The organism is Rhizobium sp. BK313, from assembly GCF_014193655.1.
In the GTDB taxonomy this organism is placed as follows: Bacteria; Pseudomonadota; Alphaproteobacteria; order Rhizobiales; family Rhizobiaceae; genus Rhizobium.
The window spans coordinates 328,284-354,761 of the sequence record NZ_JACHZQ010000003.1 but is presented as its reverse complement, the minus strand read 5'-3'; the positions used below and the strand labels follow the sequence as shown (position 1 = coordinate 354,761).

General features: G+C 61.3%; 26 protein-coding genes. 14 read left to right on the top strand and 12 right to left on the bottom strand.

Going from position 1 to position 26,478, the window contains the following annotated elements; translation table 11 throughout:
- Positions 1 to 13: 13 nt before the first annotated feature.
- The gene (locus FHT86_RS18130) at positions 14 to 937 is read right to left on the bottom strand and encodes a DMT family transporter (RefSeq protein WP_133708218.1); all 924 of its coding nucleotides are present in this window, start codon (positions 935 to 937) and stop codon (positions 14 to 16) included.
- A 158-nt stretch (positions 938 to 1,095) separates the two neighbouring features.
- On the opposite strand from FHT86_RS18130, the gene gcvA reads away from it, so the two are divergent.
- A complete protein-coding gene (gene gcvA / locus FHT86_RS18125; RefSeq protein WP_183868836.1) occupies positions 1,096 to 1,992 on the top strand; it encodes a transcriptional regulator GcvA in 897 nt (298 codons plus the stop codon).
- Positions 1,993 to 2,001: 9 nt separating this feature from the next.
- Here the strand turns inward: gcvA and FHT86_RS18120 are convergent, their stop codons facing one another.
- The 5 genes from FHT86_RS18120 to mutM form a co-directional block, all read right to left on the bottom strand.
- On the bottom strand, positions 2,002 to 3,084 hold the full coding sequence (locus FHT86_RS18120; protein WP_133708216.1) for a saccharopine dehydrogenase family protein: 1,083 nt from the start codon (positions 3,082 to 3,084) through the stop codon (positions 2,002 to 2,004).
- A 145-nt stretch (positions 3,085 to 3,229) separates the two neighbouring features.
- Positions 3,230 to 4,783, bottom strand: a complete 1,554-nt coding sequence (gene dnaA / locus FHT86_RS18115) for a chromosomal replication initiator protein DnaA (RefSeq protein ID WP_133708215.1) — start codon at positions 4,781 to 4,783, stop codon at positions 3,230 to 3,232.
- Positions 4,784 to 5,664: 881 nt separating this feature from the next.
- On the bottom strand, positions 5,665 to 5,940 hold the full coding sequence (rpsT, locus tag FHT86_RS18110; RefSeq protein ID WP_133708214.1) for a 30S ribosomal protein S20: 276 nt from the start codon (positions 5,938 to 5,940) through the stop codon (positions 5,665 to 5,667).
- Positions 5,941 to 6,131: 191 nt separating this feature from the next.
- On the bottom strand, positions 6,132 to 6,905 hold the full coding sequence (locus FHT86_RS18105; RefSeq protein ID WP_133708213.1) for an enoyl-CoA hydratase: 774 nt from the start codon (positions 6,903 to 6,905) through the stop codon (positions 6,132 to 6,134).
- Positions 6,906 to 6,922: 17 nt separating this feature from the next.
- Positions 6,923 to 7,813 carry a bifunctional DNA-formamidopyrimidine glycosylase/DNA-(apurinic or apyrimidinic site) lyase gene (gene mutM, locus FHT86_RS18100; protein ID WP_133708212.1) on the bottom strand — a complete coding sequence of 297 codons (891 nt, stop codon included), beginning with the start codon at positions 7,811 to 7,813 and terminating at the stop codon, positions 6,923 to 6,925.
- Between the two features lie 143 nt (positions 7,814 to 7,956).
- Between mutM and ubiE the strand changes: the two genes are divergently transcribed.
- The 9 genes from ubiE to FHT86_RS18055 all read left to right on the top strand — a co-directional run bounded on the left by ubiE (position 7,957) and on the right by FHT86_RS18055 (position 18,731).
- A complete protein-coding gene (gene ubiE, locus FHT86_RS18095; RefSeq protein WP_133708211.1) occupies positions 7,957 to 8,733 on the top strand; it encodes a bifunctional demethylmenaquinone methyltransferase/2-methoxy-6-polyprenyl-1,4-benzoquinol methylase UbiE in 777 nt (258 codons plus the stop codon).
- 62 nt (positions 8,734 to 8,795) lie between these two features.
- On the top strand, positions 8,796 to 10,370 hold the full coding sequence (gene ubiB, locus FHT86_RS18090; RefSeq protein WP_133708210.1) for a 2-polyprenylphenol 6-hydroxylase: 1,575 nt from the start codon (positions 8,796 to 8,798) through the stop codon (positions 10,368 to 10,370).
- Between the two features lie 187 nt (positions 10,371 to 10,557).
- Positions 10,558 to 12,141: an aromatic amino acid lyase gene (locus FHT86_RS18085; RefSeq protein ID WP_133708209.1), complete on the top strand. Its 1,584-nt coding sequence runs from the start codon at positions 10,558 to 10,560 to the stop codon at positions 12,139 to 12,141.
- A gap of 27 nt (positions 12,142 to 12,168) precedes the next feature.
- Positions 12,169 to 13,551: a dihydroorotase family protein gene (locus tag FHT86_RS18080; RefSeq protein WP_133708208.1), complete on the top strand. Its 1,383-nt coding sequence runs from the start codon at positions 12,169 to 12,171 to the stop codon at positions 13,549 to 13,551.
- A complete protein-coding gene (locus FHT86_RS18075; RefSeq protein ID WP_133708207.1) occupies positions 13,551 to 14,822 on the top strand; it encodes a Zn-dependent hydrolase in 1,272 nt (423 codons plus the stop codon). Before FHT86_RS18080 ends, FHT86_RS18075 begins: the two co-directional genes overlap by 1 nt.
- Before the next feature lie 16 nt (positions 14,823 to 14,838).
- Positions 14,839 to 15,939, top strand: coding sequence for a DUF917 domain-containing protein (locus FHT86_RS18070; RefSeq protein WP_133708206.1), 1,101 nt, complete (start codon positions 14,839 to 14,841; stop codon positions 15,937 to 15,939).
- An 18-nt stretch (positions 15,940 to 15,957) separates the two neighbouring features.
- Positions 15,958 to 16,287, top strand: coding sequence for a TfoX/Sxy family protein (locus tag FHT86_RS18065; protein ID WP_133708205.1), 330 nt, complete (start codon positions 15,958 to 15,960; stop codon positions 16,285 to 16,287).
- A gap of 40 nt (positions 16,288 to 16,327) precedes the next feature.
- Entirely contained in the window at positions 16,328 to 17,989 is a 1,662-nt protein-coding gene (locus FHT86_RS18060) for a urocanate hydratase (protein WP_133708204.1), read from the top strand.
- Between the two features lie 70 nt (positions 17,990 to 18,059).
- Entirely contained in the window at positions 18,060 to 18,731 is a 672-nt protein-coding gene (locus tag FHT86_RS18055; protein WP_133708203.1) for a spermidine synthase, read from the top strand.
- 10 nt (positions 18,732 to 18,741) lie between these two features.
- Here the strand turns inward: FHT86_RS18055 and FHT86_RS18050 are convergent, their stop codons facing one another.
- The 5 genes from FHT86_RS18050 to FHT86_RS18030 all read right to left on the bottom strand — a co-directional run bounded on the left by FHT86_RS18050 (position 18,742) and on the right by FHT86_RS18030 (position 21,801).
- On the bottom strand, positions 18,742 to 19,146 hold the full coding sequence (locus tag FHT86_RS18050) for a GFA family protein (protein ID WP_133708202.1): 405 nt from the start codon (positions 19,144 to 19,146) through the stop codon (positions 18,742 to 18,744).
- Positions 19,146 to 19,634, bottom strand: coding sequence for an SRPBCC domain-containing protein (locus FHT86_RS18045; protein ID WP_133708201.1), 489 nt, complete (start codon positions 19,632 to 19,634; stop codon positions 19,146 to 19,148). The genes FHT86_RS18050 and FHT86_RS18045 overlap by 1 nt, the downstream gene beginning before the upstream one ends.
- The gene (locus tag FHT86_RS18040; RefSeq protein ID WP_133708200.1) at positions 19,618 to 19,962 is read right to left on the bottom strand and encodes an ArsR/SmtB family transcription factor; all 345 of its coding nucleotides are present in this window, start codon (positions 19,960 to 19,962) and stop codon (positions 19,618 to 19,620) included. Before FHT86_RS18040 ends, FHT86_RS18045 begins: the two co-directional genes overlap by 17 nt.
- A 131-nt stretch (positions 19,963 to 20,093) precedes the next feature.
- Positions 20,094 to 20,495, bottom strand: coding sequence for a VOC family protein (locus FHT86_RS18035; RefSeq protein ID WP_133708199.1), 402 nt, complete (start codon positions 20,493 to 20,495; stop codon positions 20,094 to 20,096).
- A gap of 22 nt (positions 20,496 to 20,517) precedes the next feature.
- A complete protein-coding gene (locus FHT86_RS18030; protein ID WP_133708198.1) occupies positions 20,518 to 21,801 on the bottom strand; it encodes an MFS transporter in 1,284 nt (427 codons plus the stop codon).
- A gap of 95 nt (positions 21,802 to 21,896) precedes the next feature.
- On the opposite strand from FHT86_RS18030, the gene FHT86_RS18025 reads away from it, so the two are divergent.
- Positions 21,897 to 22,772, top strand: coding sequence for a LysR family transcriptional regulator (locus FHT86_RS18025; RefSeq protein ID WP_133708197.1), 876 nt, complete (start codon positions 21,897 to 21,899; stop codon positions 22,770 to 22,772).
- Here FHT86_RS18025 and FHT86_RS18020 read toward each other — a convergent pair whose 3' ends face one another.
- A complete protein-coding gene (locus FHT86_RS18020; RefSeq protein ID WP_133708196.1) occupies positions 22,773 to 23,678 on the bottom strand; it encodes a LysR family transcriptional regulator in 906 nt (301 codons plus the stop codon).
- Positions 23,679 to 23,798: 120 nt separating this feature from the next.
- Here FHT86_RS18020 and FHT86_RS18015 point away from each other — a divergent pair, with 120 nt between their 5' ends.
- From FHT86_RS18015 to FHT86_RS18005, 3 genes are all read left to right on the top strand, one after another.
- The gene (locus tag FHT86_RS18015; protein WP_133708195.1) at positions 23,799 to 24,563 is read left to right on the top strand and encodes an SDR family oxidoreductase; all 765 of its coding nucleotides are present in this window, start codon (positions 23,799 to 23,801) and stop codon (positions 24,561 to 24,563) included.
- Positions 24,564 to 24,701: 138 nt separating this feature from the next.
- Complete coding sequence (locus tag FHT86_RS18010) at positions 24,702 to 25,451, top strand: SDR family oxidoreductase (RefSeq protein WP_133708194.1); 750 nt, start codon at positions 24,702 to 24,704, stop codon at positions 25,449 to 25,451.
- A gap of 130 nt (positions 25,452 to 25,581) precedes the next feature.
- Positions 25,582 to 26,478, top strand: a complete 897-nt coding sequence (locus FHT86_RS18005; RefSeq protein WP_133708193.1) for a LysR family transcriptional regulator — start codon at positions 25,582 to 25,584, stop codon at positions 26,476 to 26,478.

Genomic DNA, 26,478 nt, shown 5'->3' with positions numbered 1-26,478 from the left:
GCAACCGTCTATCCTACTCCGCCGCCACACTTCTCTTCCTGAAGGCGAATAGCCGTCCATCGATCGCCGCAAGGCCAACGGCGATCATCGCCATGCCGATGAAATGCTTCAGCTGCAATTGTTCGCCGAGGATCAGCGCGCCAAGCAGGATGGCGCTGACGGGGATGAGGAAGGTCACAAGCATCAGGTTGGTGGCGCCCGCCGTTGCCAGGATACGGAAGAACAGGACATAGGCGATCGCTGTCGAGAGGACCGCCAGGCCGGCCAGTGCCGTCCAGGTCTCGGTCGAAGGCATGCTGAGCGTCCATGGGTGGTCGACAAAAAGGGCAACCGGCAGCAGCAGGACGGTCGAGGCAGTCACTTGCCCCGCCGCGGGAATGATGGGGGCAAGACCCATGCGGCGGAAGCGGCGGCCGAAGATGCCGGCGAGCGAGTAGGAGAAGGCGGCGCCCAGCACGGCAAGCTGAGCCAGCACGTTCGAGCCGAGGCTGCTCAGCACCGACGGGCCTATCATCAGCGCAACGCCGGCAAAGCCGACGATAACGCCGATCAGGCGATTGCCGGTCATTTTCTCGTCTGTCGTCAGGAAATGCGCCGCCACGACGGCGAAAAGCGGTGTCGTCGCGTTCAGAATGGAGGCCAGGCCGCTGGCGATATGCGTCTGGCCCCAGACGATCAGCAGGAATGGGATGACGTTGTTGAGGAAACCCATGCCGAAGAAGGCGGCCCAGGCCTGACGATCACGCGGCATCGCTTGCCCGGTCACCCGCACGATGACATGCAGCGCTACCGCCGCCAATGCAACACGCGCGGTGACGATGGTGAAGAGCGGCAGTTCGTGCACCAAGATGCCGTTGAACAAAAACGAGCCGCCCCAGAGGACCGACAACCCCAGCAGCATGCTCCATTCCGCCGCACCCATCGATTTCTGCGCCATGGTGATATCCTCCTGCCTTCCAGATTATTGAGTTGTGCTCGATGGTGGTAAAAATGCACTTTCTTGCCAACAGTCGAGATTGATGGAATAATCTCGCGATTACGGGGCTCATGCAAACGAGTCTTTTTCGTTCAATTGTTTAGTTTAACTCAATCATCATGGATCAATTGCCTTCACTTTCGGCGCTGCGCGCTTTCGAGGCTTCGGCGCGACATCTGAGCATGACGCTCGCCGCGAGGGAGTTGCATGTGACCCCTGGCGCCGTCAGCCTGCAGGTGCGCGACCTCGAAACCGCACTCGGTGTCCGGCTTTTCGAACGTCGTGCACGCGGCCTGGCATTGACTACTGACGGTGCGGATTATTTCGCGACGCTGCGCACTGCCTTCCGCCTGGTACGAGAGGCGACGGCCGCGCTGACGATGCGGACGCGCGATACGGTGTTGACCGTCACCTGCACAGCCGGCTTCGCCACGCACTGGCTGGTGCCGCGGCTGAGGCATTTCGAACAGGCGCATCCCGAGATCGATCTTCGGATCAGCGCCTCGCACCGGATGATGGATTTCCACCGCGATGGCATCGACATCGCCATCCGCCATGGCCTCGGCGGCTATGAAGGGCTGGCGAGCGAGCGGCTGCTCGACGACGAATATGTGCCGGTCTGCACGCCTGAGGTCGCAGCCACCCTTGGCCTGTCACCCGCAGCCGACGCGCTGGCCGGCCTGATCCTGATCCATGATGTGTATCGTCGCGACTGGCAGCTCTGGCTGGAGGCGGCGGGCGCAACCGAGGTCGACGCCACGCGCGGACCGATCTTCACCGACGGCACCGGTGCCTATCATGCCATGAAGGCAGGACTCGGCATCGCACTGATGCGCCGCTCTTTCATGGAAAAGGAATTGGCTGACGGCACGATTGTCGCGCCCTTCCCGATGGGGCTGGCCAGCGCACTGGCCTACCATCTGGTCTATCCCCCGGCAGCGCTGGAACGGCCTGCCATCGCTGCCTTCCGCGCCTGGCTGTTTTCCGAAGTCTCGCATGGGACGCCGCCGGCATAGTGGCGCACGTCAACCGTGATGCGTGATGCCGCCTTTGAACAGGCTGCCGGTCCGCGTCTCGAGGAATGTGTCGAGTGGAATATGCTCCTGATGCAGGAAGCCGGTCGAAGGCAGCCGGCCGGCGCGCACTAGCTCGATAACGGCAACGACGGAAGCCGAGGTGGTCCAGGAAATGGCGGTACGGCTCTCTCCGGCGATCTCGATCGGATAATAGGCCCGCACGAACTCCCGCCGGCGCAGATTACCGTTGATCGTACCTTCGGCCGAGACATGAACATAGACGACATCGTCATCGACCGGCGGCTTCGCCTCGGTCAGGATTTCCCCGGCAAGCTGGCGGCGGTCGCGCATCAGCAACTCATGGAAGAAGAAATTCATCAACTCCATGTGGCCGGGATACCGCATGGTCTTGTAATCAAGGTTTTCCACCCGGCCGAGCATGGTGGTGCACATGGTTCCGAGGCCGCCCGAGGTGGTGAAGGCTTCGAGCTTGACGCCATTCACATAAAGCGTCTCGTGCCATTCCATCGGCGAGACCAGCTTGCGCACCCCGCCCTCGATGACTTCGCAGTCGTTCAGATATTCGTTGACGACGCCCTCCGGCGACCAATTGAAGGCATAACCCAACAGTCCGGTCGGATTCTGCGGCAAAGCACCCACGCGCATGCGGATCGAGCGGCAGCGATCGAAGACGTCGGCGAGACTTGCGCCGACAATACCGACGAAACCGGGCGCCAGGCCGCATTGCGGCGCCATCAGAGCGCCGGCACTCTTTGCAAGTTCGATGATGCCGTTGGTGGTCGGTACATCCTCGGTCAGGTCGAAGTAATGAATGCCGGCGCCATGGGCTAAGCGCACCAGTTCGGCGTTCAGATGAAACGGCAGACAGGAGAGCACGGCGTCGACGCGGGAAAAGAGATTGCCGATCAACACCGGATCGGAGACATCGCCCGTTTCGCAGGCGAAAGGCATGGCCTCCGCAGGCAAACGCGCATCGACGCCGGTGACGACAAAACCGCTTTCATGCAGCAATGTGGCAGCGAGCCGCCCGACCTTGCCGAGGCCGAGAACGGCAATTCTGTCAAAACCCATAGGCATCCTCCCCCGTCGGCGTCCCCGGCCTCCTCCGGCCGGGCATCCGATTCAGCATTTCAGACATCTATAGAATAAAAGCCGCATAAATGAAAACGGCCGGCGATGAAGCCGGCCGTGGACAAAATGCAGTTAGCGTCGCGGATTATTCGTTGATCAGACGCTTCAACAGCTCGATTTCATGCGACAGCTTGCTGTCACCGGAAATCAGCTCCTCGATCTTGCGCACCGCATGCAATACCGTCGTATGATCGCGACCACCGAAGCGGCGACCGATCTCCGGGAAGGAGCGCGGCGTCAGCGTCTTCGACAGATACATGGCGATCTGGCGCGGCTTGACGATGACGCGTGTGCGACGGTTGGAGACCAGCTCCTGGCGCGAGACATTGTAATGGCGTGCCACGATACGCTGGATATCCTCGATACGGACGCGACGCGGTTCGCCTGAGCCGACCAGATGGGCAAGCAACTCGTCCACGCGCTCGACCGTCAGGTTCGGCTCGAAAGAGCGGCGGAAGATCAACTGGTTGAAAGCACCTTCCAGCTCGCGGCCGCTCGCCGTCACATTGCGGGCAACATGCGAGAGAAGTTCGGCCGGAATTTCCAGCGATGGATCATCCAGGCGGGCGGAATCCAGCCGGCGCTTGAGGATTTCAAGACGCATCTCGTAGTCCGGCGCCTCGACCTCGATGGCAACGCCGCCCTGAAGACGGGAGCGCACGCGCGGATCGAGCGATTCCAGCTCCCAGGGCGCGCGGTCAGCCGCAACGACGACCTGCTTGGCGCTGTCGAGCAGCATATTGAGCAGGTGGCAGAACTCGTGCTGGATCATCTTGCCCTGCAGGAACTGCATGTCGTCGATGATCAGAAGATCGATATTGCGCAGCGAGTCCTTCAGAGTCAGCGCATCATTGTCGCGAATGGCAGTGGCGAAGCGCCACATGAAATATTCCGCCGTCAGATAGACGACACGCAAGGCGCGCGGGTTCTGCACGGCGGCATTGGCGATCGCCTGCAAGAGATGCGTCTTGCCGAGCCCGACCGTGGCGTGGACGAAGAGCGGATTGAACCGCACGGCGCCGGAGCCGGCTTCGGCAATCGTCTTGGCGGCGGCGAGGCCGACGCGGTTCGAGCTGCCTTCGACAAATGTATCGAAGGTGAAGCGGGAATCGAGCGGCGAGCCGAACAGCGGCGTGCCCACCGTCGCCGGTCGGGCGGCAGCAGCCGCGCTGACCGCCTGGGCAACGACCTGACCGGCAGGCTGAGCCGCAGGGCGGCGGATCGGCGCCACCGAAGCTGCGTCGGGAACAGCCGCCTGTTCATCAGCGCAGGGCTTCGCACCGTGGCGAGTCGCCGTGCGCACCAGAATTTCAACCTTCAGGATTTCAGCATCTTCTGCCCGGAATAGGCTGGTGATCAGATCGAGATAACGGTTGTTGATCCAGGATTTCAGGAAGGTCGTCGGAACAGTTAGCCGGACGACGCTTTTCGATACCGAGTGCAGCTTAAGCCGTGCAAACCAGCTGGCATAAACATCCGGACCGACCTGAGCCTTCAAGCGTGCACTGACACGCTCGAACAACACGTTATGCTTCATGTCTCCCTTTTCCCCCGCCGCTTCAAGGCAAACCGTACTGAACGCCTGCTGTGCATTGTCCCCATTATCCAATGCACCCGTCGTTCTCGTAATCATCTGCATAATGCCGCCTTCCACAGTCTCTTTTTATAGGGCGGAAATTGGATTACCGCCGCCCTTAGGTCTACGCCATGGCATGACGGTCGCGCTCGTTGTTCTGAGCTTCGCCGCATACCGGTTCATCAGCCGGGTCCAGCCAAACGGACCTTACGCAAAACACCCTGGCGAAAACTGCTCCTCGAGCGGCCTTCGTCTTGGTGTCTGCATCTGGCGCAGTCACTCGGTCCTCGTATTCCGACCGGCTGCGCCAAACGGCTGTTAATTTTTCTCCCCTCCCCGCAGCCACGCTTGGGACTTAAGGCTGCAAAGAGCAGACAAGTTTCCTCGTTCCGCAGGCGTTACCGCTTACGGCCTTAACTCGTCAACTGTTTGAAAAAACGGAACCGAACCGCTCCGTCACAAGGAACAAAAAACCACCACCGCTGCCTTTAGTGGCAGTGTTCGCCGAAGCCGTTTCAGATGATGTCCGCGCCCCTTGTTGAAAGCCATTTAGGCAGGATCGAATGCAGAGATCAACGATGAATTTTACACAAAATTAAGAGGCGGTCCTTGACTCTGGAAGTCGTTTTTGACTGTCACAACCCCGTCAAAAAAGAATCGCTTTTGAATCAAGGAGATTCACGTTGAGCGCGATTCACACAGGTTTGAAAACAAAAAAAATAAAAAATCCCTTGACTCACTTGCGAGCCTGCAGCCCGTCACGCAGATCATGCAACATTAAGACATCCTGCCATAAATATTTGTTTTTAAACAAATTTTTCTGTCACCTCAGTGACATGATCAGCCGGCTACATTTTAACGATACGGGTCGATTCCGGTTGAATCCAAAAAGCCCGGCGCAAGGGCCGGGCTCAAGTCTAACGATTAAATCGTTAAGGAAAGATTTACGCGGTCGGAGCCGAAAGCGCCTTAACACGCTTGGCAAGACGCGAGACCTTACGGGAAGCAGTGTTGGCATGCATGACACCCTTGGTGGCAGCGCGAGCCAGTTCCGGCTGCGCAACCAGGAAGGCTTCCTTCGCACGATCCGCATCACCCGATGCGATGGCTTCTTCAACCTGGCGGACGAAGGTGCGAACGCGCGAGCGACGAGCCTTGTTGACTTCGGTGCGGCGGGCGATCTTGCGGGTCGCTTTTTTCGCCGAGCTGGTATTGGCCATGTATGCCTCTCTTAGAATTCGAACATAACTCCGTCAATGCAGTGCGGGCCTTGCGGCCTCTTCATCCAGCAATGCGGGAGCAATTGCGGAAAACCAGATCGGCTTTCCAAACTGTGGCGGGCATATAACCGGAATGAGCGACGGCGTCAACGCGGATTCTCACGGAACCCGCGCAATTCCGGAATCTCGCGTCACCTGTTCTTGAAGTCGGGTTTGCGCTTCTCGATGAAAGCCGCCATGCCTTCCTTCTGATCTTCGGTGGCGAACAGGCTATGGAAAAGCCGGCGCTCGAAGCGCAAGCCCTCTTCCAACGTCGTTTCCAGCGCCCGGTTGACCGCCTCCTTGGCCATCAACACCGAGGGGCGCGACAGCGAGGCGATCTTGGCGGCGGCGGCCAGCGCCTCTTCGATCAGCTTGTCGGCCGGCACGATGCGCGACACCAGGCCGGAACGCTCCGCTTCGGCGGCATCCATCATCCGGCCCGTCAAGACCATGTCCATCGCCTTTGCCTTGCCGACTGCGCGCATCAGGCGTTGCGAGCCGCCCATGCCGGGGATGATGCCGAGCGTGATCTCCGGCTGGCCGAACTTTGCGGTATCCGCAGCGATGATGAAATCGCACATCATGGCGAGCTCGCAGCCACCGCCGAGCGCAAAGCCGCTGACGGCGGCAATGACGGGCTTGCGCGCCTTGGCGATCTCGTCCCAGCCGCTGATGAAATCGCCTTTATAGACATCGGCAAAATCGAGCGGCTGCATCTCCTTGATATCGGCGCCGGCTGCAAAAGCCTTTTCCGAGCCAGTCAAGACGATCGCGCCGATCGCCTCATCGGCATGAAAGGCGGCGTAAGCCTCCTTCAACTCAGCAAGTACGGTCGAATTCAACGCATTCAACGCCTGCGGCCGGTTGAGCCTGACGAGGCCGACAGCCCCGTGCGTTTCGACGATTAGGGTTTCGTAGGCCATGACTCTCTCCCTTCACATTAGCTCTGGCAGGAGGCGCAATAAAAAGAAGAGCGCCCCGCCTGGACGATGCGGGCGACCGTACCGCCGCAGCCGGGCGTGCCGCAAGGCTTAGCCTCACGGTCGTAGACGGAAAAGGAATGCTGGAAATAGCCCAGCGAACCATCCGTCTGGATATGGTCGCGCAAGGACGAACCACCGGCGGCGATCGCATCGGCGATGACCTCGCGGATCGCGCCGACCAGCCGAAACAATTCCTCTTTCGGCCCGCCGGCTTCGGTCACCAGCGTCCCGGCGGCGCGCAGCGGCGACAGATGCGAACGCCATAGCGCCTCGCACACATATATGTTGCCGAGGCCGGCGATATTCTTCTGGTCGAGCAGCGCGCTCTTCAGCGGTTGCGCCCTGCCCGAGAAGCGTTCGGCCAGATAGTCGGCGCTCAATTCATTGCCTGTCGGCTCAGGGCCGAGATCGCGGAAGGACGGATGACTGGCGAGATCTGCGCGCCGGGCGATGTCCATGAAGCCGAAGCGGCGGGGATCATTGTAAATGACGCGCGCATCGCCGTTGACACCCTTCAAATGGAAGACGACGTGATCATGCTTCTCGTCTTTGGAGCGCGGGTGATGGAACTCACCTGGCATATCGGCAATCGTCCCATTCTCGATGCGGAACGAGCCGGACATGCCGAGATGCGATATGATCGTCATGCCGTCATCGAGATCTATCAGAAGATATTTCGCACGTCGTGACAGCGACGTGATGCCGCGGCCGGAAACAAGGCGCGAAAACTCGAGCGGAAAGGGAAAGCGCAGGTCGTTGCGGCGCAGCTCCAGTTCGGCAAGCAGCGCGCCTTCCATGGAGGGCGCAAGCCCACGCCTGACGGTTTCGACCTCTGGTAATTCCGGCATCGCTATCCATCTTTATGTTTCAACCGCTTATGATCTGAGCTATAGCCCAAAGGCGTTGCGGTTGGTGACCTGGCTCATGAGATAGCGTGGCAAACGCGATTTCGCTATGGTCCGTCGCAGATTTGTGTAACGGAGTTGAGCTGATGGCAGAAAGCCGCACCTCCGCCGATGGCGGTATGGAGACATCCTATGGCTTCCGCGAAGTGGCCGATGGCGAGAAGCAAGGCCTCGTCAACGAGGTGTTCCACAAGGTCGCCAAGCGCTACGACATCATGAACGACGTCATGTCCATGGGCCTGCACCGGGCCTGGAAGGATGCGATGATATCGGCGCTCAACCCGCGCAAGGACGCGGCCTATAAGGTCCTCGACGTCGCCGGTGGCACGGGCGACATTGCCTTCCGCATCGTCGAAGCCTCGAACCGGCTGGCGCATGCGACCGTGCTCGACATCAACGGCTCGATGCTCGGCGTCGGCGCCGAGCGCGCGGAGAAGAAGAAACTTGCCGGCAATCTCACCTTCGTCGAAGCCAATGCCGAAGAGCTGCCCTTCGAGCCGAACTCCTTCGACGCCTATACGATCGCTTTCGGCATCCGCAACGTGCCGCATATCGATGTGGCGCTGAAGGAGGCCTATCGCGTGCTAAAGCGCGGCGGCAGGCTGTTGGTGCTGGAATTTTCCGAAGTCGACCTACCGCTGCTCGACCGCGTCTACGACGCCTGGTCCTTCAATGCCATTCCGCAATTCGGCAAGGCGATCACCGGCGATGCCGAGCCCTATCAGTATTTGGTGGAATCGATCCGCAAATTCCCGAACCAGCAGGATTTTGCGACGATGATCCGCGAGGCCGGCTTTTCGCGCGTGAGCTTTACCAACTATACCGGCGGCATCGCCGCCCTGCACTCCGGCTGGAAGCTCTGACGCATGACACCGAAAAGTTTGAAGCGGTTTTCGGCTGGCATCAAGCGAGACCTTGAGACCCGATGAGTGCTTTCAACGTATATTTCGGCCTCCTCAGGGTCGGCTGGGTGCTGGTGCGCGAAGGCGTGGTCATTGCGCTTCCGTCGGAAGGATTGCCGCCCTCCGTCAGCCTGGCCAAATCCTTTGTCAGCATCTTTGCCCGCAAGCGCGCCAAGACCCAGGCGCGCAGCGACCGCCTGGCCAAGGCCGTCGAGCGGCTCGGGCCTTCCTACGTGAAGATCGGCCAGTTCCTGGCGACGCGACCCGATGTCGTCGGCGTCGACATGGCCAACGACCTGTCGCAACTGCAGGACCGCATGGCTTTCTTCCCGCATGCGGCGGCAAAGGCTGCGATCGAGGGTTCGCTTGGCCGCCCCATCGACGACCTTTATGTAAGCTTTGACGAACCGATTGCCGCAGCTTCGATTGCGCAGGTGCATCCGGCGGAAGTGCAGACACCGCAGGGCCGCAAACGCGTTGCCGTCAAGGTGGTCCGCCCGGGTGTGCGACAGCGTTTCGGCAACGATATCAAAGCGATGTATCTTGTCGCCCATCTGCAGGAACGCTTCATGCCGTCGAGTCGCCGCCTAAGGCCCGTCGAAGTGACGCGGACATTGGAGCAGACGACCAAGGTCGAGATGGATCTGCGCCTGGAGGCGGCAGCGCTCTCCGAAATAGCGGAAAACACCGAGAAGGATCCCGGCTTCCGGGTCCCCAAAGTCGATTGGGAGCGCACCGGCCGCGACGTCATCACCATGGAGTGGATCGACGGCGTCAAGATGTCCGATGTCGAGGGGCTGAAGGCAGCCGGCCATGACCTCAATGTGCTCGCCGACACGCTGATCCAGTCCTTCCTGCGGCATACGCTGCGCGACGGCTTTTTCCATGCTGATATGCATCCCGGCAATCTTTTCGTCGATGCCGAAGGGGAGATCGTCGCGGTCGACATGGGCATCGTCGGGCGGCTCGGCAAAAAGGAACGCCGCTTCCTTGCCGAAATTCTCTACGGCTTCATCACCCGCGACTATATCCGCGTCGCCGAGGTGCATTTCGAGGCCGGCTACGTGCCTGCGCATCACAATACCGAAAGCTTCGCGCAGGCGATCCGGGCCATCGGTGAGCCGATCCACGGCCAGCCGGCGGAAACGATCTCCATGGGCAAGCTACTGACGCTGCTCTTCGAAGTGACCGAACTTTTCGATATGGAGACGCGGCCGGAGCTGGTCATGCTGCAAAAGACCATGGTCGTGGTCGAGGGCGTGTCGCGCATGCTCAATCCGCGCTTCAATATGTGGAAGGCTTCGGAACCCGTCGTCGGCGACTGGATCCGTACCAATCTCGGTCCCAAGCGTATCGTAACCGACCTGCGAGACGGTTTTAAAGCGGCCGTGAAGCTGGCGGAGGCCGCCCCTGAAATCGCCGCGAAAACCGAGAAATTCCATCACGAACTTCTCGCCATGAGCGAAAACGGCCTGCGCTTCGACCCGCAGACGGCGGAAGCAATCGGCAAGGCGGAAGCGAAGCACGGCCGTTCGGGACGCCTGGCGCTCTGGATCATCGCGCTCGCGCTGCTTTATATTGCATGGCATTTAAGCTGACCTATTTCTACGGCTATGCCGTTTAATGGAAATGCATACCTCCCCCTTTCGGTTGTAGTGCGTCATTGAAGGCGCTGAGCGGGTTTTGCGCGTGCTTTTGCATACGCGGCACAACAGGTGTTCGCCATTTGGGATATCCCATTGTCAATGATGCTCGCATAGCCTTGCAGGAAAGGAGAATAGCAACATGGAGCGTCAGAAAGCCGGCATCGAACTCACCGGACAGCCCTTGGGGTTCAGCGATCTGGTGCGGATCGGCGCTGGGGTCGTGATGCCTACGGCATCGGAAAGCGGCCTGGCTCGCGTGCGTGCGGCGCGCGAGGTTCTCGAAAGCACGATCCAGTCCGGAATGCCCGTCTACGGCTCGACCACCGGCGTCGGGGCGATGAAGGATGTGGAGTGGTCGCCCGAAGACCTCGACACCTTCAATCTCGGCCTCGTGCGCGCCCATCATTTCGGTACCGGCGCGCCTTTTTCCATGTCCGTCGTGCGCAATGCCATGGCGATTCGCATCAATACGGCGCTGACCGGCCAGGTCGGCTGCTCCTCGGAGCTGATCGACGCCTATCTCCAGCTCCTGCATTCGGATGTCATTCCCGTCGTCCGCCGCACCGGTTCGATCGGCTGCGCCGATATCGGCCTGATGGGCCAGATCGGCGCAGTGCTGACCGGGGTCGGCGAGGCCGTCTATCACGGCCGGCGCATGCAGGCAGCCGATGCGTTCGCAGCGGCCGGCATCAAGCCTGTGAGGATGCTGCCGCGCGACAGCCTGGCCTCGCTCAGTGTCAACGCCGTGAGCTTCGCGGCTGCGGCCGAGACGACCCGCAATGCTGCTTCTTCCATCCGGGTGCTGCTCGCGACCGGCATGATGGCGGCCGGTGCCCTCGGTTCCTCGCGTGATCCCTGGTACGCAGTGCGCCACGTTGGCACGGCGCGCGAGGCCCTGATCGGCTCCTGGCTCTGCAATGCCTCCGAAGAATGGCCTTGGCCCGTGGCGACGCATATACAGGACCCGTTGAGCCTGCGCATGATCGGCCAGGTCTTCGGTGCGGTGATCGAGAATCTCCTGACCGCCGGCCACAAGATCCTGGCGGCGACCGGTCGCTCGGACGACAATCCCGTCATCGTCGACGGTCGGGTCATGACGTCAGGTGGCTCCTTGCCGCTCGATGTGACGATCCTGCTCGAGGCTGCGGTCATCTGCATGGCGCATGCGGCGCGCAATGCCTTCAATCGCTGCGTCCTGCTCGGCAACGGTCAACGGCGCGGCCTGCCTGTCAACCTCGTGCCGGAGGGCAAAATCGCTACCGGCTTCGGCCCAATCATCAAGCTTGCCGGCGAGATCTTCTCGCGGGTGCTGTCCATGTCCAATCCGGTATCGGCGCAGTCGCTGGTCGTGGCCGCCGGCATGGAGGATGAAGCCGCTTTCCTGCCGCTGGTCATCGAACGTTTCGAGCGGCAGATGCGTGCACTGAAACGCCTTGCGGCGCTGGAAGCCCTGCTCTCGGCGCAGGCGATAGACATTCTCGGCGACAAGCCGGAAGGCGTGGCCCGCATGCTTTACGACGTCGTGCGCAAACATGCCGACTTCTATGTCGTCGACCGGCCACTTTCGGCTGAAGTCGAAGCGATCGAAGAGGAACTGGCCTCCGAGGCCTTCGTATCCGAGATGATCGCCCATGCGCCGATCCTCGCCTATGATGACTTCTTCGCCCTCGGCTCGCTCGAGCGGGTCGAAGAACGGCTTTATCGCGAAGCCGTCGCGATCTGAACAAACCGGTGAACGGAGAGACTGGATATGGCTGACTTCGATCTCGTTTTGCAGGGCACGGTGGTTCTGCCCGAGCGTATCGTGGAAGGGGGCTATGTCGCCGTGCGAGACGGCAAGGTCGTCCAAATCGGCATCGGCACCCCGCCCGGAGGGCGCGAACGGCATTTGCTCGGAAAAGCACTGATCTTGCCCGGCGCGATCGACGCCCAAGTGCATTCGCTCTCGCAAAAGAACCAGGAAGACTTCATCTGGTCGACCCGCTCGGCAGCGGCGGGCGGCGTCACCACCATCGTCGACATGCCCTATGACGAAGGCAATCTCGTCTGTTCGGCGGCAGCCGTGAAGAAGAAGATCGATCACGCCTCGCCACAAGCCCGCGTCGACTTCGCGCTTTACGGCACGGTCGACCCGGAAGAAGGCGTGGCGCGCATAGCCGAAATGGTCGAGGCCGGCGTCGCTGCCTTCAAATTCTCGACCTTCGGCACGGACCCGAAGCGCTTCCCGCGCATCCCCCCTGCCCTGCTCGACGCCTGCTTTGCGGCGATCGCACCGACCGGGCTGACGGCCGGCGTGCACAATGAGGACGATGAAGCGGTTCGGACCTACATGGAACAGGTGAAGGCCAGCGGCATCACAGATTACCGCGCACACGGCCTGTCCCGGCCGCCAATCACCGAACTGCTTGCCATGCACACGATCTTCGAAACGGGCGCGAATACCGGCTGCCCGGCGCATGTGGTGCATTGTTCGCTCGGCCGCGGCTACGATATCGCCCGCGCCTACCGCCGCGACGGTTTCGAGGCGACGGTGGAGTGCTGCATCCACTATCTGACGCTGGACGAGGAAAACGACGTGAAGCGCCTCGGCGGCAAGGCAAAGATCAATCCGCCGATCCGCCCGCGCGCCGAAGTGGAGACATTGTGGCGCAAGGTGGCGGAAGGCAATGTCTGGTTGGTATCAACCGACCACGTCAGTTGGTCGGAGAACCGCAAGACCAACCCGGATATGCTGGCGAATGCATCGGGCGTGCCGGGCCTGGAAGTCATGGTGCCGCTCTTCGTCAAAGGCGCGTTGGAACGCGGTGTGCCGCTCACCTGGGCGGCGAAGCTCATGGCGGAGAACCCCGCCAAACATTTTCGCCTCGACCATATCAAGGGCGCGCTGACGCCGGGCAAGGATGCCGACATCGTTGTGTTGGAACCGCGCGAAACCGTCTATGACGCCGCTTCGAGCGGCAACAATGTCGTCGGCTGGAGTCCCTATAACGGTATCCGCCTGCCTTGGTCGGTATCCGCCACCTATCTCAGAGGCAAGCGGATTACCGACGAAAACACAGTGCTGGCCGAGCCGGGCAGCGGCAGATTTGTCCGCCCGCTTCCTCGCCAGATTATCGCCGGAGAGACCGCCTGATGAACCAATCGAAACGCCACAATCTGCCCGTCAACGCCGATCGCATCGCCGAAGATATCGAAGCGCTGGCAGGGATCACCGAACCCGATCACCCCTGGACACGACGCGCTTTCTCGCCGCTGTTTCTGGAAGGCCGTGCTTACATCGAGGCGCGCATGAAAGCGGCGGGGCTGGAAACCCGCATCGATGCCAGCGGCAATCTGATCGGCCGCCGCGCCGGCGCAAAACCCGGCCTCGGCACGATCATGGTCGGCTCGCATTCCGACACCGTGCCCGATGGCGGCCGCTTCGACGGCATTGCCGGCACGATCTCGGCGCTGGAAGTTGCGCGCGCCTTGAAAGATCAGGGCATTCAACTGGACCATGATCTGGAGATCGTTGATTTCCTCGCCGAGGAAGTCAGCATCTTCGGAGTCTCCTGCATCGGCAGCCGTGGGATGACCGGGCAAATTCCCGAGGCATGGCTCAGCCGCACCAGCGGCGACCGCACGCTTTCCCAAGGCATTGCTGAGGTCGGCGGCGACCCTTCGGTGCTCCTCGCCCAGAAGCGCCCGGATCTCGCAGGCTTCCTGGAGCTGCATATCGAGCAGGGACCGGTGCTGGAAGCGGAGAACAAGGATATCGGCATCGTCACCGCGATCGCCGGCATCACCCGCATCGAAATCACCGTCGAAGGTCGTGCCGATCATGCAGGCACCACGCCGATGGACCGGCGCGCGGACGCGCTGGTGGCAGCCTCGCAGCTGGTACTCGACATCAGGCAGCGGGCGGCGGAGCAGGCGCAGACGCCGGGCCATTTCGCCGCCACCGTGGGCGAATTCCGCATCGAGCCAAATGCCGCTAACGTGGTGCCGTCCAAAGTCGTGCTGCTGATCGACGGTCGCGCCGAGATCCGCGAGGACATGGAACTCTTCTTAACCTGGATCGATGGTGCTGTGCAAAAGATAGCTACGGCTTACGGAGTGACCATCAAGCCGCCCGTCCGCGTCTCAGACAATTTTCCGACGCCGGGCGATGCCGGCCTGCTCGAAACGCTGGAGCGAGCATGCGAAACGGTTGGGGCGAAGCATCGGCGCATGGCGTCCGGCGCCGGCCACGATACGGCCTGGATCGCCAAGGTGGCGCCGGCAGCGATGATCTTCGTGCCCTGCAAGGATGGCCGCAGTCACTCAGCAGACGAATGGGCCGAGAATGACGACATCGCCATGGGCGCCGCCGTGCTGTTTGAAGCGGTGCGCGACATGGACAAAACCTTGAAGAAAACCGGCTGAGATCAGGAGTAGCCAAATGGGACGCATACTCGTTGCGAAGGATGTCGAGGCGGCTGTCAAAGGCGGCTCCGTTTATGCGGCCGGTGGTGGCGGCTGGGCCGATCACGGCCGCATGCTCGGTTATGCGGCCGTCAATGTCGGCAAGCCGGAGCTGGTGTCGATCGAAGAGCTCGACGACAACGACTGGATCGCGACGGCGGCTGCCATCGGCGCGCCGGCGTCCACCACGCCCTGGGAGATGCAGGGCATCGACTATGTGAAGGCCGTCCAGCTCCTGCAGGACGAACTCGGCGAGAAGCTTTCCGGCCTGATCATCGGCCAGAACGGCCGGTCGTCGACGCTGAACGGCTGGCTACCCTCGGCTATTCTCGGCACCAAGGTCGTGGACGCCGTCGGCGACATCCGCGCGCATCCGACCGGCGATATGGGCTCGATCGGCATGGCCGGTTCGCCCGAGCAGATGATCCAGACCGCCGTCGGCGGCAACCGCGCCGAAAACCGCTATATCGAATTGGTGGTGAAAGGTGCGACTGCGAAGATTTCGCCGATTCTGCGCGCCGCCTCCGACCAGTCCGGCGGCTTCATCGCCTCCTGCCGCAATCCGCTGCGCGCCTCCTATGTGCGCACCCACGCGGCCCTCGGCGGCATCTCCATGGCGCTGTCGCTCGGCGAAGCGATCATCGAGGCGGAGAAAAAGGGGGGCAGCGCCGTCATCGACGCGATCTGCAAGACGACCGGCGGTCATATCCTCGCCGAAGGCACGATCGGCAAAAAGGACGTTGTCTATACCAAGGAAGCCTTCGACATCGGCACCATCACGGTCGGTGCCGGCGAGAAGGCCGTCACCATGCATGTGATGAACGAATACATGGCGGTCGAAGATGCCAATGGTAAGCGCCTGGCGACATTCCCCTCGGTCATCACCACGCTGTCTCCAGAGGGCGAGCCCTTGAGCGTCGGCCAGTTGCATGAGGGCATGCACGTCTTCATCCTGCATGTGCCGATGGACATCATCCCGCTCTCGGCGAGCGTGCTGGATCCGACCGTCTATCCGTCTGTCGAAAAGGCGATGGGCATCGAGATCGCCAAATACGCCCTCGCCGGCAAGAGAGGCTGACAACACGGGGAGAAGGCAATGGCCCGCGACGCAGGTCTTGAGGAATTGCTGAGAGAGGAACTCGGGCAACGGCCGGGGCTCAGCGAAAAAGCGATGTTCGGCGGCCGGGCCTTTCTTCTCAACGGCCATCTCCTCTGCGGCGCGCGCGAGGATGGGATGCTGGTGCGCCTCGGCAAGGGCAACGACGCCTGGGCGCTAGCGCTGCCCGACATCAAGCGGATGCTGTCCGGCGCGCGTGAGATGCAGGGCTGGGTGCGCGCTGGCCCTGGGGCCTATGGCAACGACATGCTGCGCAAGCGGCTGCTGATTGCGGCACTGGATTTCGCCGAAGCCTTGCCTCCGAAATAAAAAGCTTCCGAAATAACGATCAATCAGGGAAGGGAATTCCATGCCGAAAGCCAATCCACGTCATCCGAAATTCCCTATCCCGGGCGGTCCTGAGCTGCGCGCCAAGGGCTGGCGGCAGGAGGCATTACTGCGACTGCTCGAAAACGTACTCTCGGTCGGCGAAGATCCGGACAATCTCGTGGTCTATGCTGCGCTCGGCAAGGCAGCACGCAATTGGGCTGCGCACAAGGGCATCGTCAAGGCCCTGACCGAGATGGATGAGGACCAGACGCTGCTGATCCAATCCGGCAAGCCGATCGGGCTGGTGCGCACGCATGCGAAAGCACCGCTGGTGATCATGGCGAATTGCAACATCGTTGGACAATGGGCGAAGGCCGAAGTCTTCTATGAGCTACAGCGCAAGGGTCTGATCTGCTGGGGCGGGCTCACAGCTGGCGCCTGGCAATATATCGGCAGCCAGGGCGTCATCCAGGGCACCTATGAAATCTTCATGCGCATTGCTGAGCGGCGCTTCGGCGGCGATCTCTTCGGCCGTTTCGTGCTGACTGCCGGCCTCGGTGGCATGGGCGGTGCGCAGCCGCTTGCCGGCCGTATGGCAGGCGCTGCCATCCTTTGTGTCGATATCGACGCTGAGCGCGCCAGGAAGCGCCAGCAGATCGGCTATCTTCAGGAGATCGCGCCGGACCTCGATTCGGCCCTTGCGATGATCGACGCGGCGGTGAAGGAAAAGCGGGCACTTTCCGTGGGCCTCGTCGGCAATGCGGCGGAGATCTATCCCGAGATCGCGCGGCGCGGGATCGTGCCTGATATTGTCACCGACCAGACATCGGCGCATGACCTTGTCTACGGCTACGTGCCGAAGGGCATGAGCCTGCAACAGGTCAAGGACCTGCGCGACGACGGCCAGGGCCAGCTTATGGCCGCCAGCCGCGCATCCATCGTCGAGCATGTCAAAGCCATGCTCAACTTCCAGAAGAAGGGCTCGGAAGTTTTCGACAACGGCAATCTGATCCGCACCCAAGCGAAGGAAGGCGGCGTCGCCAACGCCTTCGATATCCCGATTTTCACCGAAGCCTATCTGAGGCCGCTGTTTGCCCGTGCCATCGGTCCCTTCCGCTGGATGGCGCTATCAGGCGAGGAAAGCGACATCGCCCGCATAGACGATCTGCTGCTGGAGATGTTCCCCGACAACAAGATCATCACCAACTGGATCCGTCTTGCCCGGGAGCATGTGCCCTTCGAAGGCCTGCCGGCGCGTATTGCCTGGCTTGGGCATGGCGAGCGCACCGCCCTTGCACGCCGGGTCAATGAGCTGGTCGCGAGTGGCGAGCTCAAGGGACCGGTCGCCTTCTCGCGGGACCATCTCGATGCCGGTGCCATGGCGCATCCGAACATCATGACAGAGCGGATGAAGGACGGCTCCGACGCGATTGCAGACTGGCCGCTGATCGATGCGATGATGCTCTGCTCATCGATGGCGGATCTCGTTGTCGTCCATTCCGGCGGCGGCGGCTATGCGGGCTACATGACGAGCTGCGGCGTCACCGTCGTTGCCGATGGCACCCCAGACGCTGACGAACGGCTCGATCACGCCTTGACCAACGACACGGCGCTCGGCGTCATGCGTTATGCCGATGCCGGGTATGAAGAGGCGCTGGACGAAGTGGCGAAGAAGGATGTGCCCTACATCCGTCTCGGGTAAGGGCCGCTGTCTTTCCGCATTCCGACAGTTTATGGTCGCGGGCAAATCCTCCCTCTTATGAGAGTTGCCCGTGATCCCCTGGACCCTGTTAGACACCGCGAAAATTCCGAATGGCGGCGGTGAGTTGCGCCTGAAGCAGCGCGGCCAGGAATTTTCGATCATGCTCGGCACCAACGAGTTGATGAACAGCCGCCTCAGCGGCTCGGAGCGGGCGCTGGCGACGCTCTCTTGCGAAAAAATCCGAGGCCAAGCTGCACCGCACATCCTGATCGGCGGGCTCGGCATGGGCTTTACGCTGCGGGCTGCCCTCGGCGAATTGGGCGATGACGCCAGGGTTACGGTTGCGGAGCTGGTTCCCGCGGTCATTGCCTGGGCGCGCGGACCGATGGCTACCGTCTTCGACAATTGCCTCGACGACCCGCGTGTCGCCATCCACGAAGGCGATGTTCGCCCGCTTATCCGCACCAGCAAGGCGGCTTATGACGCCATTCTGCTTGACGTCGACAACGGCCCCGACGGCATCACGCACGAGGCCAATGACGGCCTCTACGACTATCAGGGGCTAAAGGCGGCCCATGGTGCGCTGCGGCCGGGAGGCGTCCTCGCTGTCTGGTCTTCGGGGCCTGACGAGCGCTTTACAAGACGTCTACGCGACAGCGGTTTTGCTGCCGAGGTGGTCAATACGCGCGCCAATGGCAAGAGCGGCGCGCGTCACGTCATCTGGCTGGGCATCAAGGGCTAAGCCCCGCGCTCTAAAGATAGCGCGTCTCCTCCGGCGCCCGATCGAAGCGGTCGTCGCGGCCATCGAAATAGCCGATCGGAAGCGAGGCGATCTCCTCGTCGGTGGCATCGTCCAGGCAGCTGATGCTGATCGCATAGAATTTGCCGCCGAGTGCCGGATTTTCACCCCAGTTAAAGGAACTGATACCGCAATTCTTGCAGAAGAGGTGATGCAAGATGCGCGGGCCAAACTGATATTCGCCGATGTTGTCTTCGCCAGAGGTTAGGCGGAAATCGGCCGGTGTGGCGACTGCCAGCCAGTTGCGTTTCTTCTTGCAGATCGAGCAGTTGCATTTGAAGGTGCCGCCTTGCAGATCGAGATCGGCTTCGTAGTGGACGGCACCGCAATGGCAGCTACCGTGATAGGTCCTCTTCATTACCTTTCCCCTTTCTTGGCGGTCTCTTCGGCATAGGCGGCATATTTGTCGAGCGCTTGCTGCCAGCCTCCGGTCTGCAGTTGCAACTCGCGATCGTCAGGCAGTTCGGCCTTGCGGAAGACAAGGCGCGTGCCCTCCCCTTTTTCCTGCAGCTCGACCGTCACTTGCATCTGGTGTCCCGGACCGGGACCATGACCTTCCCAGGCAAAGGTGAAGACGAGACGCTCAGGCGGGACGATCTCCAGATAACGGCCGTGACTCCAGTATTCCTTCCCATCGGGACCGAGGATGCAGTGCCGCCAAGCGCCGCCCTCCCGCAGATCTACAGAAACCGATGGCGCGGTCATGTTGTGCGGTCCCCACCATTGCATCAGGTGCTCCGGCTCGGTCCAAAGGCGAAAAAGCAGATCGCGAGGCGCCGCAATCTCCCTTATGAGAACAATTTCGCGAAGCCCGCTCAGCTTCTCGGCTCTATTCACTGCTGCCATCGTCTTTTCTCCCTGCTCTCAACGTTGCGGCATAAGCTTCCAACCGATCGAGACGTTCGCTCCAGAATCGCCGGTAGGTTTCCAGCCAATCGTCCACCCGGCGAAGCGGCTCGGCTTCCAGGCGGCAGGGACGCCATTGCGCCTCCCTCCCCTTCGAAATCAGCCCTGCCTTTTCCAGTACCTTCAGATGTTTGGAAACGGCGACAAGCGACATGTCGAAAGGCTCCGCCAGCTCCGAGACGGAGGCTTCGCCGGTCGACAGCCGCGCCAATATTGCGCGACGAGTCGGATCGGCGAGGGCTGACAGGGTTGCGCTCAAAGGGTCCATGTTGGCTTCTAAACCTACTTGTTAATTAACTTGTTGGTTTAATAATGCTGATGGCGCGTGATGTCAAGCATGGCTGTGCCGTTGGTCGAAACAGCGTCGATGACGGAGATGAATAGGGAACGAGATCGGGCTTAGCGCTGATCGCCCGGCGCGAGGTAGTTGGAAACCTCTATCAGGTTGCCGTCGAGATCACGAAAATAGATCGACAGGATCGGACCGGTAGCACCGGTGCGGCGGATCGGGCCTTGTTCGATCACGACGCCCATCGTCGTCAGATGGGCGAGGACATCATCCAGAGGTGTCGCGCTGATGAAGCAGAGATCGGCAGAGCCCGGCGTCGGGCACTGGGCCTTCGGCTCGAATTCGTGTCCGGCTTGGTGCAGGTTGATTTTCTGATTGCCAAAGGTCAGCGCCTTGCGGCCTTCGCCAAAGGTCTCCACGCCCATGCCGAGGACGCGGTAGTAGAATGCGCAGCTCTCCTCGATACTGGCGACCGTCAGCACCAGATGATCGAGATGATCGATACGGATCATCGCAAACCTCCAATTCTATTGCTCAGCGGCGAGCGAGCCTGGCCACGCCAAGCGCTGCCACAAGACACGCTGCCAGCATGGCGAGGATAAAGGCAACCACAGCAGACCAGCCGTCGGCAAGCCAGAAATAACCACCGACGGAGCCGGCAATGCTGGAGCCGAGATAGTAGGCGAGCAGATAGAGCGAGGAGGCATGGCCCTTGGCTCCCCGGGCGAGGCGACCGACCAAGGCGCTGGCGACCGAATGGGTGACGAAGAAGCCGATGGTCACCAAGACGATGCCGAGGATGACCAACGGCAGCGGCGTAGCGAGCGTGATCGCCGCACCGAGGGCGGCAACTACCACGCCGGCAGGCAGCACGACGAAATGACCGATACGGTCGCCTAGCAGGCCGGCAAGCCACGAGGCAACGATGCCGAAGAGATAGGCGGTGAAGATCAGTCCGAGTTCGGTCTGACTGAGATCATAGGGATCAGCGACCAGACGGAAGCCGGCATAGTTATAGACCGTAACGAACGAGCCCATGACCAGGAAGCCGATGGCGACGAGCAGCGGCAGCGCTGGATTACGGAAGTGACCGGCCCAGGCCCTGAGATGGAAAGCGGCATCGAACCCCTTGCGCGGCGTGAAATTGCGCGACGGCGGCAACAGGAACAAGAATCCAGTGGCGGCAATCAGTCCAAGCACCCCGATGGCTGCAAGCGCAGGACGCCAGGTAAAGAATTCGGCGATCGTGCCGGTCACGACACGGCCCGCCATGCCACCGAAGGCGTTGCCGGCGATATAAAGGCCCATGGCGCCGCCCAGACCACGCGGATCGATCTCTTCCGCCAGATAGGTCATGGCAACCGCCGGCACGCCGCCAAGCAGGAAACCCTCCAGCGCACGGAAGATCAGCAGCATCTGCCAACTCGGCGCAACGGCGCAGGCGAGCGTGCAGAGGGCAGCGCCCAGCAGCGAAAAAAACATGAGACTACGGCGGCCGAGACTTTCCGAGACGGCCGCGGCACAGAAGATCGCAAAGGCAAGGAAGCCGGTCGAAAGGGACAGAGACAACGAGCTTGCAGCCGGTGTCACCCCGAAATCATCAGAAAAGATAGGCATCAGCGGCTGCACGCAATAGAGCAGAGAGAATGTCGCGAAGCCGGAGAGGAACAGCGCAATGGTGGCGCGCTTGTAGGCGGGTGTGCCACGCGTCAGGAATTGACGAACCTCAAGCTTCGGCTCCGTTTCGACAAGCTTCAAATCGGGGCGCGAGGGGGCTTCTGAGACGGTGAGTTCTTGCTTTTGCACGGCGCGGAACATGGGCACACAACCTTTCTTGCCCTCAAATCTAGTCAGGTCGGCGCCATTAGTCCAATATATGGAACAGACGATCTCAATAGGTTTTGGAGATAGCGATGGAGCTGCGTCATATCCGCTATTTTCTGGCGCTGGCAGAGGAAGGAAACTTCACGCGTGCCGCCGCCAAGCTAGGCATCGGCCAGCCGCCGCTCAGCCAGCAGATCCGCGATCTCGAAAACGAAGTGGGTGCGGCGCTGTTTCACCGTGTTCCGCATGGGGCGGAGCTGACGGCCGCAGGTGAGGCGTTTCTTGCCGAGGCCAAGACCGCCGTGGATGCGGCTGAAAAAGCCAAGCTTGCCGCGCAGCGTGCCAATCGCGGCGAGATCGGCCGGCTGGCGCTCGGTTTCACCGCATCGTCGGCCTTCAATACGATCGTCAGCGCCACCATTCGCGAATTCCGCAATCGCTGGCCGGAGGTGCGCCTGTCGCTGACCGAGATGAACACCAATGCGCTGATGGAACGGCTCATGCGCGGCGAGATTGACGCGGCCTTCATTCGCCCTGGCCTGGAAGACCCGCGCGACGTCCGCCTCAAACGCTTTGCCGACGAGCCGATGCTGATCGCGCTACCCGCCAATCATCCGCTTGCAAAGATGGACCACGTGCCGGTCGCCGCACTGGCGAACGAGCCCTTCATCCTCTTCCCGCGCATGGTGGGTTTAAGTCTCTATGACGATATCGTCACCGCCTGCCGCGATGCCGGTTTTGAACTGGTGGTGACGCAGGAAGCGCCGCAGATCCCCTCCGTCGTCAATCTCGTCGCCGCCAATCTCGGGGTCTCGATCGTTCCCGCCTCCATCGCCCAGATCAAGCTTGACGGCGTCGCCTATCGCCCGATCGACGGGGCGCCACTGGTGGCACGGCTCGGGCTTGCCATCCTCAAGGCACAGCGCTCGCCGGTCGCGGCCAATTTGATGAGTCTGATCGCCTGACTAACCAACGGGATCCCAGTAGGGCGGGTCGCCGAATGTCTTCTTCAGATGATCGGCGATGGCGCGCAGCTTTGCCGAGGGGTTGCGCCCCTCCGGATGCGCCATGAAGATGAATTCGGCTTCCGGTCTGGAGCCGACATCGATCTCGACCAGATGGCCACTATTGACAGCCGGACCGGCGACAAAGGCCGGCAGCAACGCGATGCCCAGCCCCGCAATCGCCGCATCGCGGCACACATCGCCATTGTTGATGCCGAGCGCCAGTTTTCCCCTGATAACGACGGCGCCGTCCTGCCCCTGGAAACGCCAATCGGCAACGCCGCGGTTGGTGTAGAATATGCCTCGGTGATCGCCGAGGTCCGCCAGCGAGGCCGGCGTGCCGTTGCGTGTGAGATAGTCCGGCGATGCGACGAGAAGCCGACGGCTGGGAGCGAGTTTCCAGGCAACCAGTCGCGAATCGGCAATCAGCCCATGGCGGACGATAGCGTCATAGCCGTCCGAGGAGGCGTCGACACGACGGTCGTCGAGATCGAGCGTCAGTTCAATATCGGGGTGATCGGCCAGAAAAGGATAAAGCGCCGGGCCGAGATGCATGCGGCCGAAGGTGACAGGGGCGGCGATGCGCAACGGGCCTGCCAGCGTGCCTCGTCGCTTCGCCAGATCGGCCGCCGCCTCCCGTACCTCATGCACGATCCGCGACGCACGCTCCAGGAAAGCGACACCGTCTTCCGTCAGCGTTAGTTTACGTGTCGTGCGATGCAGCAATGTAGCGCCGAGCGTTTTCTCCATCTCCGCCAACCGCTCGCTGACGACGGATTTCGACAGACGCAGCCGGCGCGCGGCTTCGCTGATCGATCCCGCTTCGGCAACGGCCACAAAAGCAGCGATTCCTTCAATCCTAAGCATCGTTCGGCAATCCCGAATTCGAATTCCATGATTTGAAGACTAATCCGAACGATCGAAAAATACCATTCTCTGCACATCGGACGGAAACAACAGACACGTCCTGACACAGGAGATGGAACAATGAACCGCTTAAATGGAAAAGTCGCAATCGTCACCGGCGCCAGCTCCGGCATCGGCCGCGCCACCGCAAAGCTCTTCGCTGCCGAAGGTGCCAAGGTTATCGTCGGCGCCCGCCGGGGTGCGGAATTGGAAAACCTTGCCGCAGAAATCAAGGCCGCAGGCGGCGAAGCCGCGGCGCTTGCCGGCGACGTGCGTTCGGAAGACTATCACAAAGCGTTGGTCGCCCTTGCCGTCGAGCGCTACGGCAAACTTGACATCGCCTTCAACAATGCCGGCACGCTCGGCGAAGCCGGCCCGAGCACTCAGGTTTCGGAGGCAGGTTTTGCCGAAACGCTGGCAATCAACTTGACCGCTTCATTCCTCGCCGCAAAACACCAGATCGCCGAAATGGTCAAGTACGGCGGCGGCTCGGTGATCTTCACGTCGACTTTTGTGGGCTACAGCTTTGCCTTCCCCGGAGTTGCCGCCTATGCCGCCAGCAAGTCCGGCCTGATCGGCTTGACGCAGGCGCTCGCAGCCGAATTCGGCCCGCAGAATGTGCGCGTCAACGCCGTGCTGCCGGGCGCTGTCGATACCGACATGTATCGCGAGATGAATGACACTCCCGACAAGCAGAGCTTTATCACCAATCTGCATGCGCTGAAGCGTGTCGCTGGTCCCGATGAGCTGGCCCGCTCGGTCCTCTATCTCGCCTCCGATGATGCGAGCTTCGTTACCGGCACTGCATCGCTGGTCGATGGCGGCGCCTCGATCACTCGCACCTGACCATACGTACGGCGCGATTATCCGCCCTCACTTGATGATCCTTCCTCAAGTGAAAGGATTATCGCGCCGCCCTTTCCGCTGCATTCTCAAGCCATCGAACAGCTACGGCCAACCCGCCGGATTTAGAGGAACTTCATCATGTCACGCTTGCAAAACAAGACGGCTCTCATTACCGGCGGCACCAGTGGTATCGGCCTGGAAACTGCCCGCCAGTTCATCGCCGAAGGCGCACGCATCGCCGTCACCGGCAGCAGTGCAGCCGGAATCGAGGCGGCGCGCGCCGAACTTGGAGACAGGGCGCTGGTCATCCAGGCCGACGCCGGGAATGTCGACGGCCAGAAGGTGGTCGCGGATGCCGTAAAGAATGCGTTCGGCCATCTCGACATTCTCTTCATCAATGCCGGCGTTGCCGAATTCGGCCCGCTCGAGCAATGGAGCGAAGCCGCTTTCGACAAGTCGGTCGCAGTCAACGTCAAGGGTCCGTTCTTCCTGATCCAGGCGTTGCTACCAATTCTCTCAAAACCGGCTTCGATCGTGTTGAACACGTCCATCAATGCCCATATCGGCATGCCGAACTCGAGCGTCTATGCGCTCACCAAAGGTGCGCTGCTGACGCTTGCCAAGACATTGTCCGGTGAACTCATCGGCCGCGGTATCCGCGTCAATGCCGTCAGCCCCGGCCCGATCGCAACGCCGCTCTACGGCAAGCTCGGTGGTTCTGAAGCCGACTCGAAAGCGATGGCCGCCGCCATCCAGGCGCAGATCCCCGTCGGGCGTTTCGGCGATTCGAGCGAAGTCGCCAAGACGATCGTCTTCCTCGCTTCCGATGAAGCTGCCTATATCGTCGGCAGCGAACTCGTCATCGACGGCGGCATGAGCAATCTCTGAGGTCCAAACCCGGAGTGACTGAAGAAAGGCCGCGGAGCACTCTCCCTCCGCGGCCTTTCCGCATTCGAAAGACTTTGACTAGAATGTGCTGCCACCCCATGATTGCTGACGGAAAATCAAGGATGGCATAATGTTCGACGGACGATTGCTGAACGGCGTCAGCGTGCTGACGGCCGTGGTGGAGGGCGGCAGCTTCGTACGGGCTGCGGAAGCGCTCGGTCTCACGCCGTCTGGAGTGAGCCGGGCGGTCTCGCGGCTGGAGGCGCGCATCGGTGTCCGCCTGCTCGACCGTACGACGCGGGCACTGCGGCTGACCGACGACGGCGCGCGTTTCTACGAACAAGTGGTGCCGCTGCTGGGCGGCATCGAGGAAGCCGCGACGACGGTTGCCGGCGTCACCCAATCCGTGCGCGGCCGCCTACGCATCAATGTCGACCCCTATTTCTCCCGCCTGGTATTGGCGCCGCGGCTCGGCGCTTTCCTCGACCTCTATCCCGACCTGCAGATTGAGATTCTCACGCGCAACGAGATCGGCGATCTCGTAGCCGACGGCATGGATGTCGCCTTGCGCTTCGGCGAGCCTCCACAGACATCCTTGATCGCCCGGCTGCTTCTCGAAACGCGCGTGGTCACCGTCGCGGCGCCTGCCTATATCGAACGCCATGGCCGGCCGAAAACGCCGGCCGATGTCGCGAACCATCTCTGCATCCATTATCAGGACCCTCGTACCGGGCGCGCGTTCGAGTGGGAATTCCGGCGTGGGCGCAAGGTCATCCCAGTCGAAACGCGCGGTCGCATCCTGGTCAACGATGCCGGGACGACATTGGGAACCTGCCTTGCCGGCCTCGGTATCGCTCAGGTCTTCACGCTTGGCATTACGGATTTTCTCGATCGCGGAGAGCTTGTCGATCTTTTTCCCGACTGGAAGGACGAACTCTACCCGCTCTACGCGTTTTACCCCTCCAGGCATCATGTGCCGGCAAAGGTGCGTGCCTTCATCGACTTCTGCGTCGACATTCTCGGCTGA

Excerpts from the sequence above, each read along its gene's own strand:
- FHT86_RS18130 (WP_133708218.1), bottom strand. The coding sequence starts at position 937 with ATGGCGCAGAAATCGATGGGTGCGGCGGAATGGAGCATGCTGCTGGGG.
- gcvA (WP_183868836.1), top strand. The coding sequence starts at position 1,096 with ATGGATCAATTGCCTTCACTTTCGGCGCTGCGCGCTTTCGAGGCTTCG.
- FHT86_RS18120 (WP_133708216.1), bottom strand. The coding sequence starts at position 3,084 with ATGGGTTTTGACAGAATTGCCGTTCTCGGCCTCGGCAAGGTCGGGCGG.
- dnaA (WP_133708215.1), bottom strand. The coding sequence starts at position 4,783 with ATGCAGATGATTACGAGAACGACGGGTGCATTGGATAATGGGGACAAT.
- rpsT (WP_133708214.1), bottom strand. The coding sequence starts at position 5,940 with ATGGCCAATACCAGCTCGGCGAAAAAAGCGACCCGCAAGATCGCCCGC.
- FHT86_RS18105 (WP_133708213.1), bottom strand. The coding sequence starts at position 6,905 with ATGGCCTACGAAACCCTAATCGTCGAAACGCACGGGGCTGTCGGCCTC.
- mutM (WP_133708212.1), bottom strand. The coding sequence starts at position 7,813 with ATGCCGGAATTACCAGAGGTCGAAACCGTCAGGCGTGGGCTTGCGCCC.
- ubiE (WP_133708211.1), top strand. The coding sequence starts at position 7,957 with ATGGCAGAAAGCCGCACCTCCGCCGATGGCGGTATGGAGACATCCTAT.
- ubiB (WP_133708210.1), top strand. The coding sequence starts at position 8,796 with ATGAGTGCTTTCAACGTATATTTCGGCCTCCTCAGGGTCGGCTGGGTG.
- FHT86_RS18085 (WP_133708209.1), top strand. The coding sequence starts at position 10,558 with ATGGAGCGTCAGAAAGCCGGCATCGAACTCACCGGACAGCCCTTGGGG.
- FHT86_RS18080 (WP_133708208.1), top strand. The coding sequence starts at position 12,169 with ATGGCTGACTTCGATCTCGTTTTGCAGGGCACGGTGGTTCTGCCCGAG.
- FHT86_RS18075 (WP_133708207.1), top strand. The coding sequence starts at position 13,551 with ATGAACCAATCGAAACGCCACAATCTGCCCGTCAACGCCGATCGCATC.
- FHT86_RS18070 (WP_133708206.1), top strand. The coding sequence starts at position 14,839 with ATGGGACGCATACTCGTTGCGAAGGATGTCGAGGCGGCTGTCAAAGGC.
- FHT86_RS18065 (WP_133708205.1), top strand. The coding sequence starts at position 15,958 with ATGGCCCGCGACGCAGGTCTTGAGGAATTGCTGAGAGAGGAACTCGGG.
- FHT86_RS18060 (WP_133708204.1), top strand. The coding sequence starts at position 16,328 with ATGCCGAAAGCCAATCCACGTCATCCGAAATTCCCTATCCCGGGCGGT.
- FHT86_RS18050 (WP_133708202.1), bottom strand. The coding sequence starts at position 19,146 with ATGAAGAGGACCTATCACGGTAGCTGCCATTGCGGTGCCGTCCACTAC.
- FHT86_RS18045 (WP_133708201.1), bottom strand. The coding sequence starts at position 19,634 with ATGGCAGCAGTGAATAGAGCCGAGAAGCTGAGCGGGCTTCGCGAAATT.
- FHT86_RS18040 (WP_133708200.1), bottom strand. The coding sequence starts at position 19,962 with ATGGACCCTTTGAGCGCAACCCTGTCAGCCCTCGCCGATCCGACTCGT.
- FHT86_RS18035 (WP_133708199.1), bottom strand. The coding sequence starts at position 20,495 with ATGATCCGTATCGATCATCTCGATCATCTGGTGCTGACGGTCGCCAGT.
- FHT86_RS18030 (WP_133708198.1), bottom strand. The coding sequence starts at position 21,801 with ATGTTCCGCGCCGTGCAAAAGCAAGAACTCACCGTCTCAGAAGCCCCC.
- FHT86_RS18025 (WP_133708197.1), top strand. The coding sequence starts at position 21,897 with ATGGAGCTGCGTCATATCCGCTATTTTCTGGCGCTGGCAGAGGAAGGA.
- FHT86_RS18020 (WP_133708196.1), bottom strand. The coding sequence starts at position 23,678 with ATGCTTAGGATTGAAGGAATCGCTGCTTTTGTGGCCGTTGCCGAAGCG.
- FHT86_RS18015 (WP_133708195.1), top strand. The coding sequence starts at position 23,799 with ATGAACCGCTTAAATGGAAAAGTCGCAATCGTCACCGGCGCCAGCTCC.
- FHT86_RS18010 (WP_133708194.1), top strand. The coding sequence starts at position 24,702 with ATGTCACGCTTGCAAAACAAGACGGCTCTCATTACCGGCGGCACCAGT.
- FHT86_RS18005 (WP_133708193.1), top strand. The coding sequence starts at position 25,582 with ATGTTCGACGGACGATTGCTGAACGGCGTCAGCGTGCTGACGGCCGTG.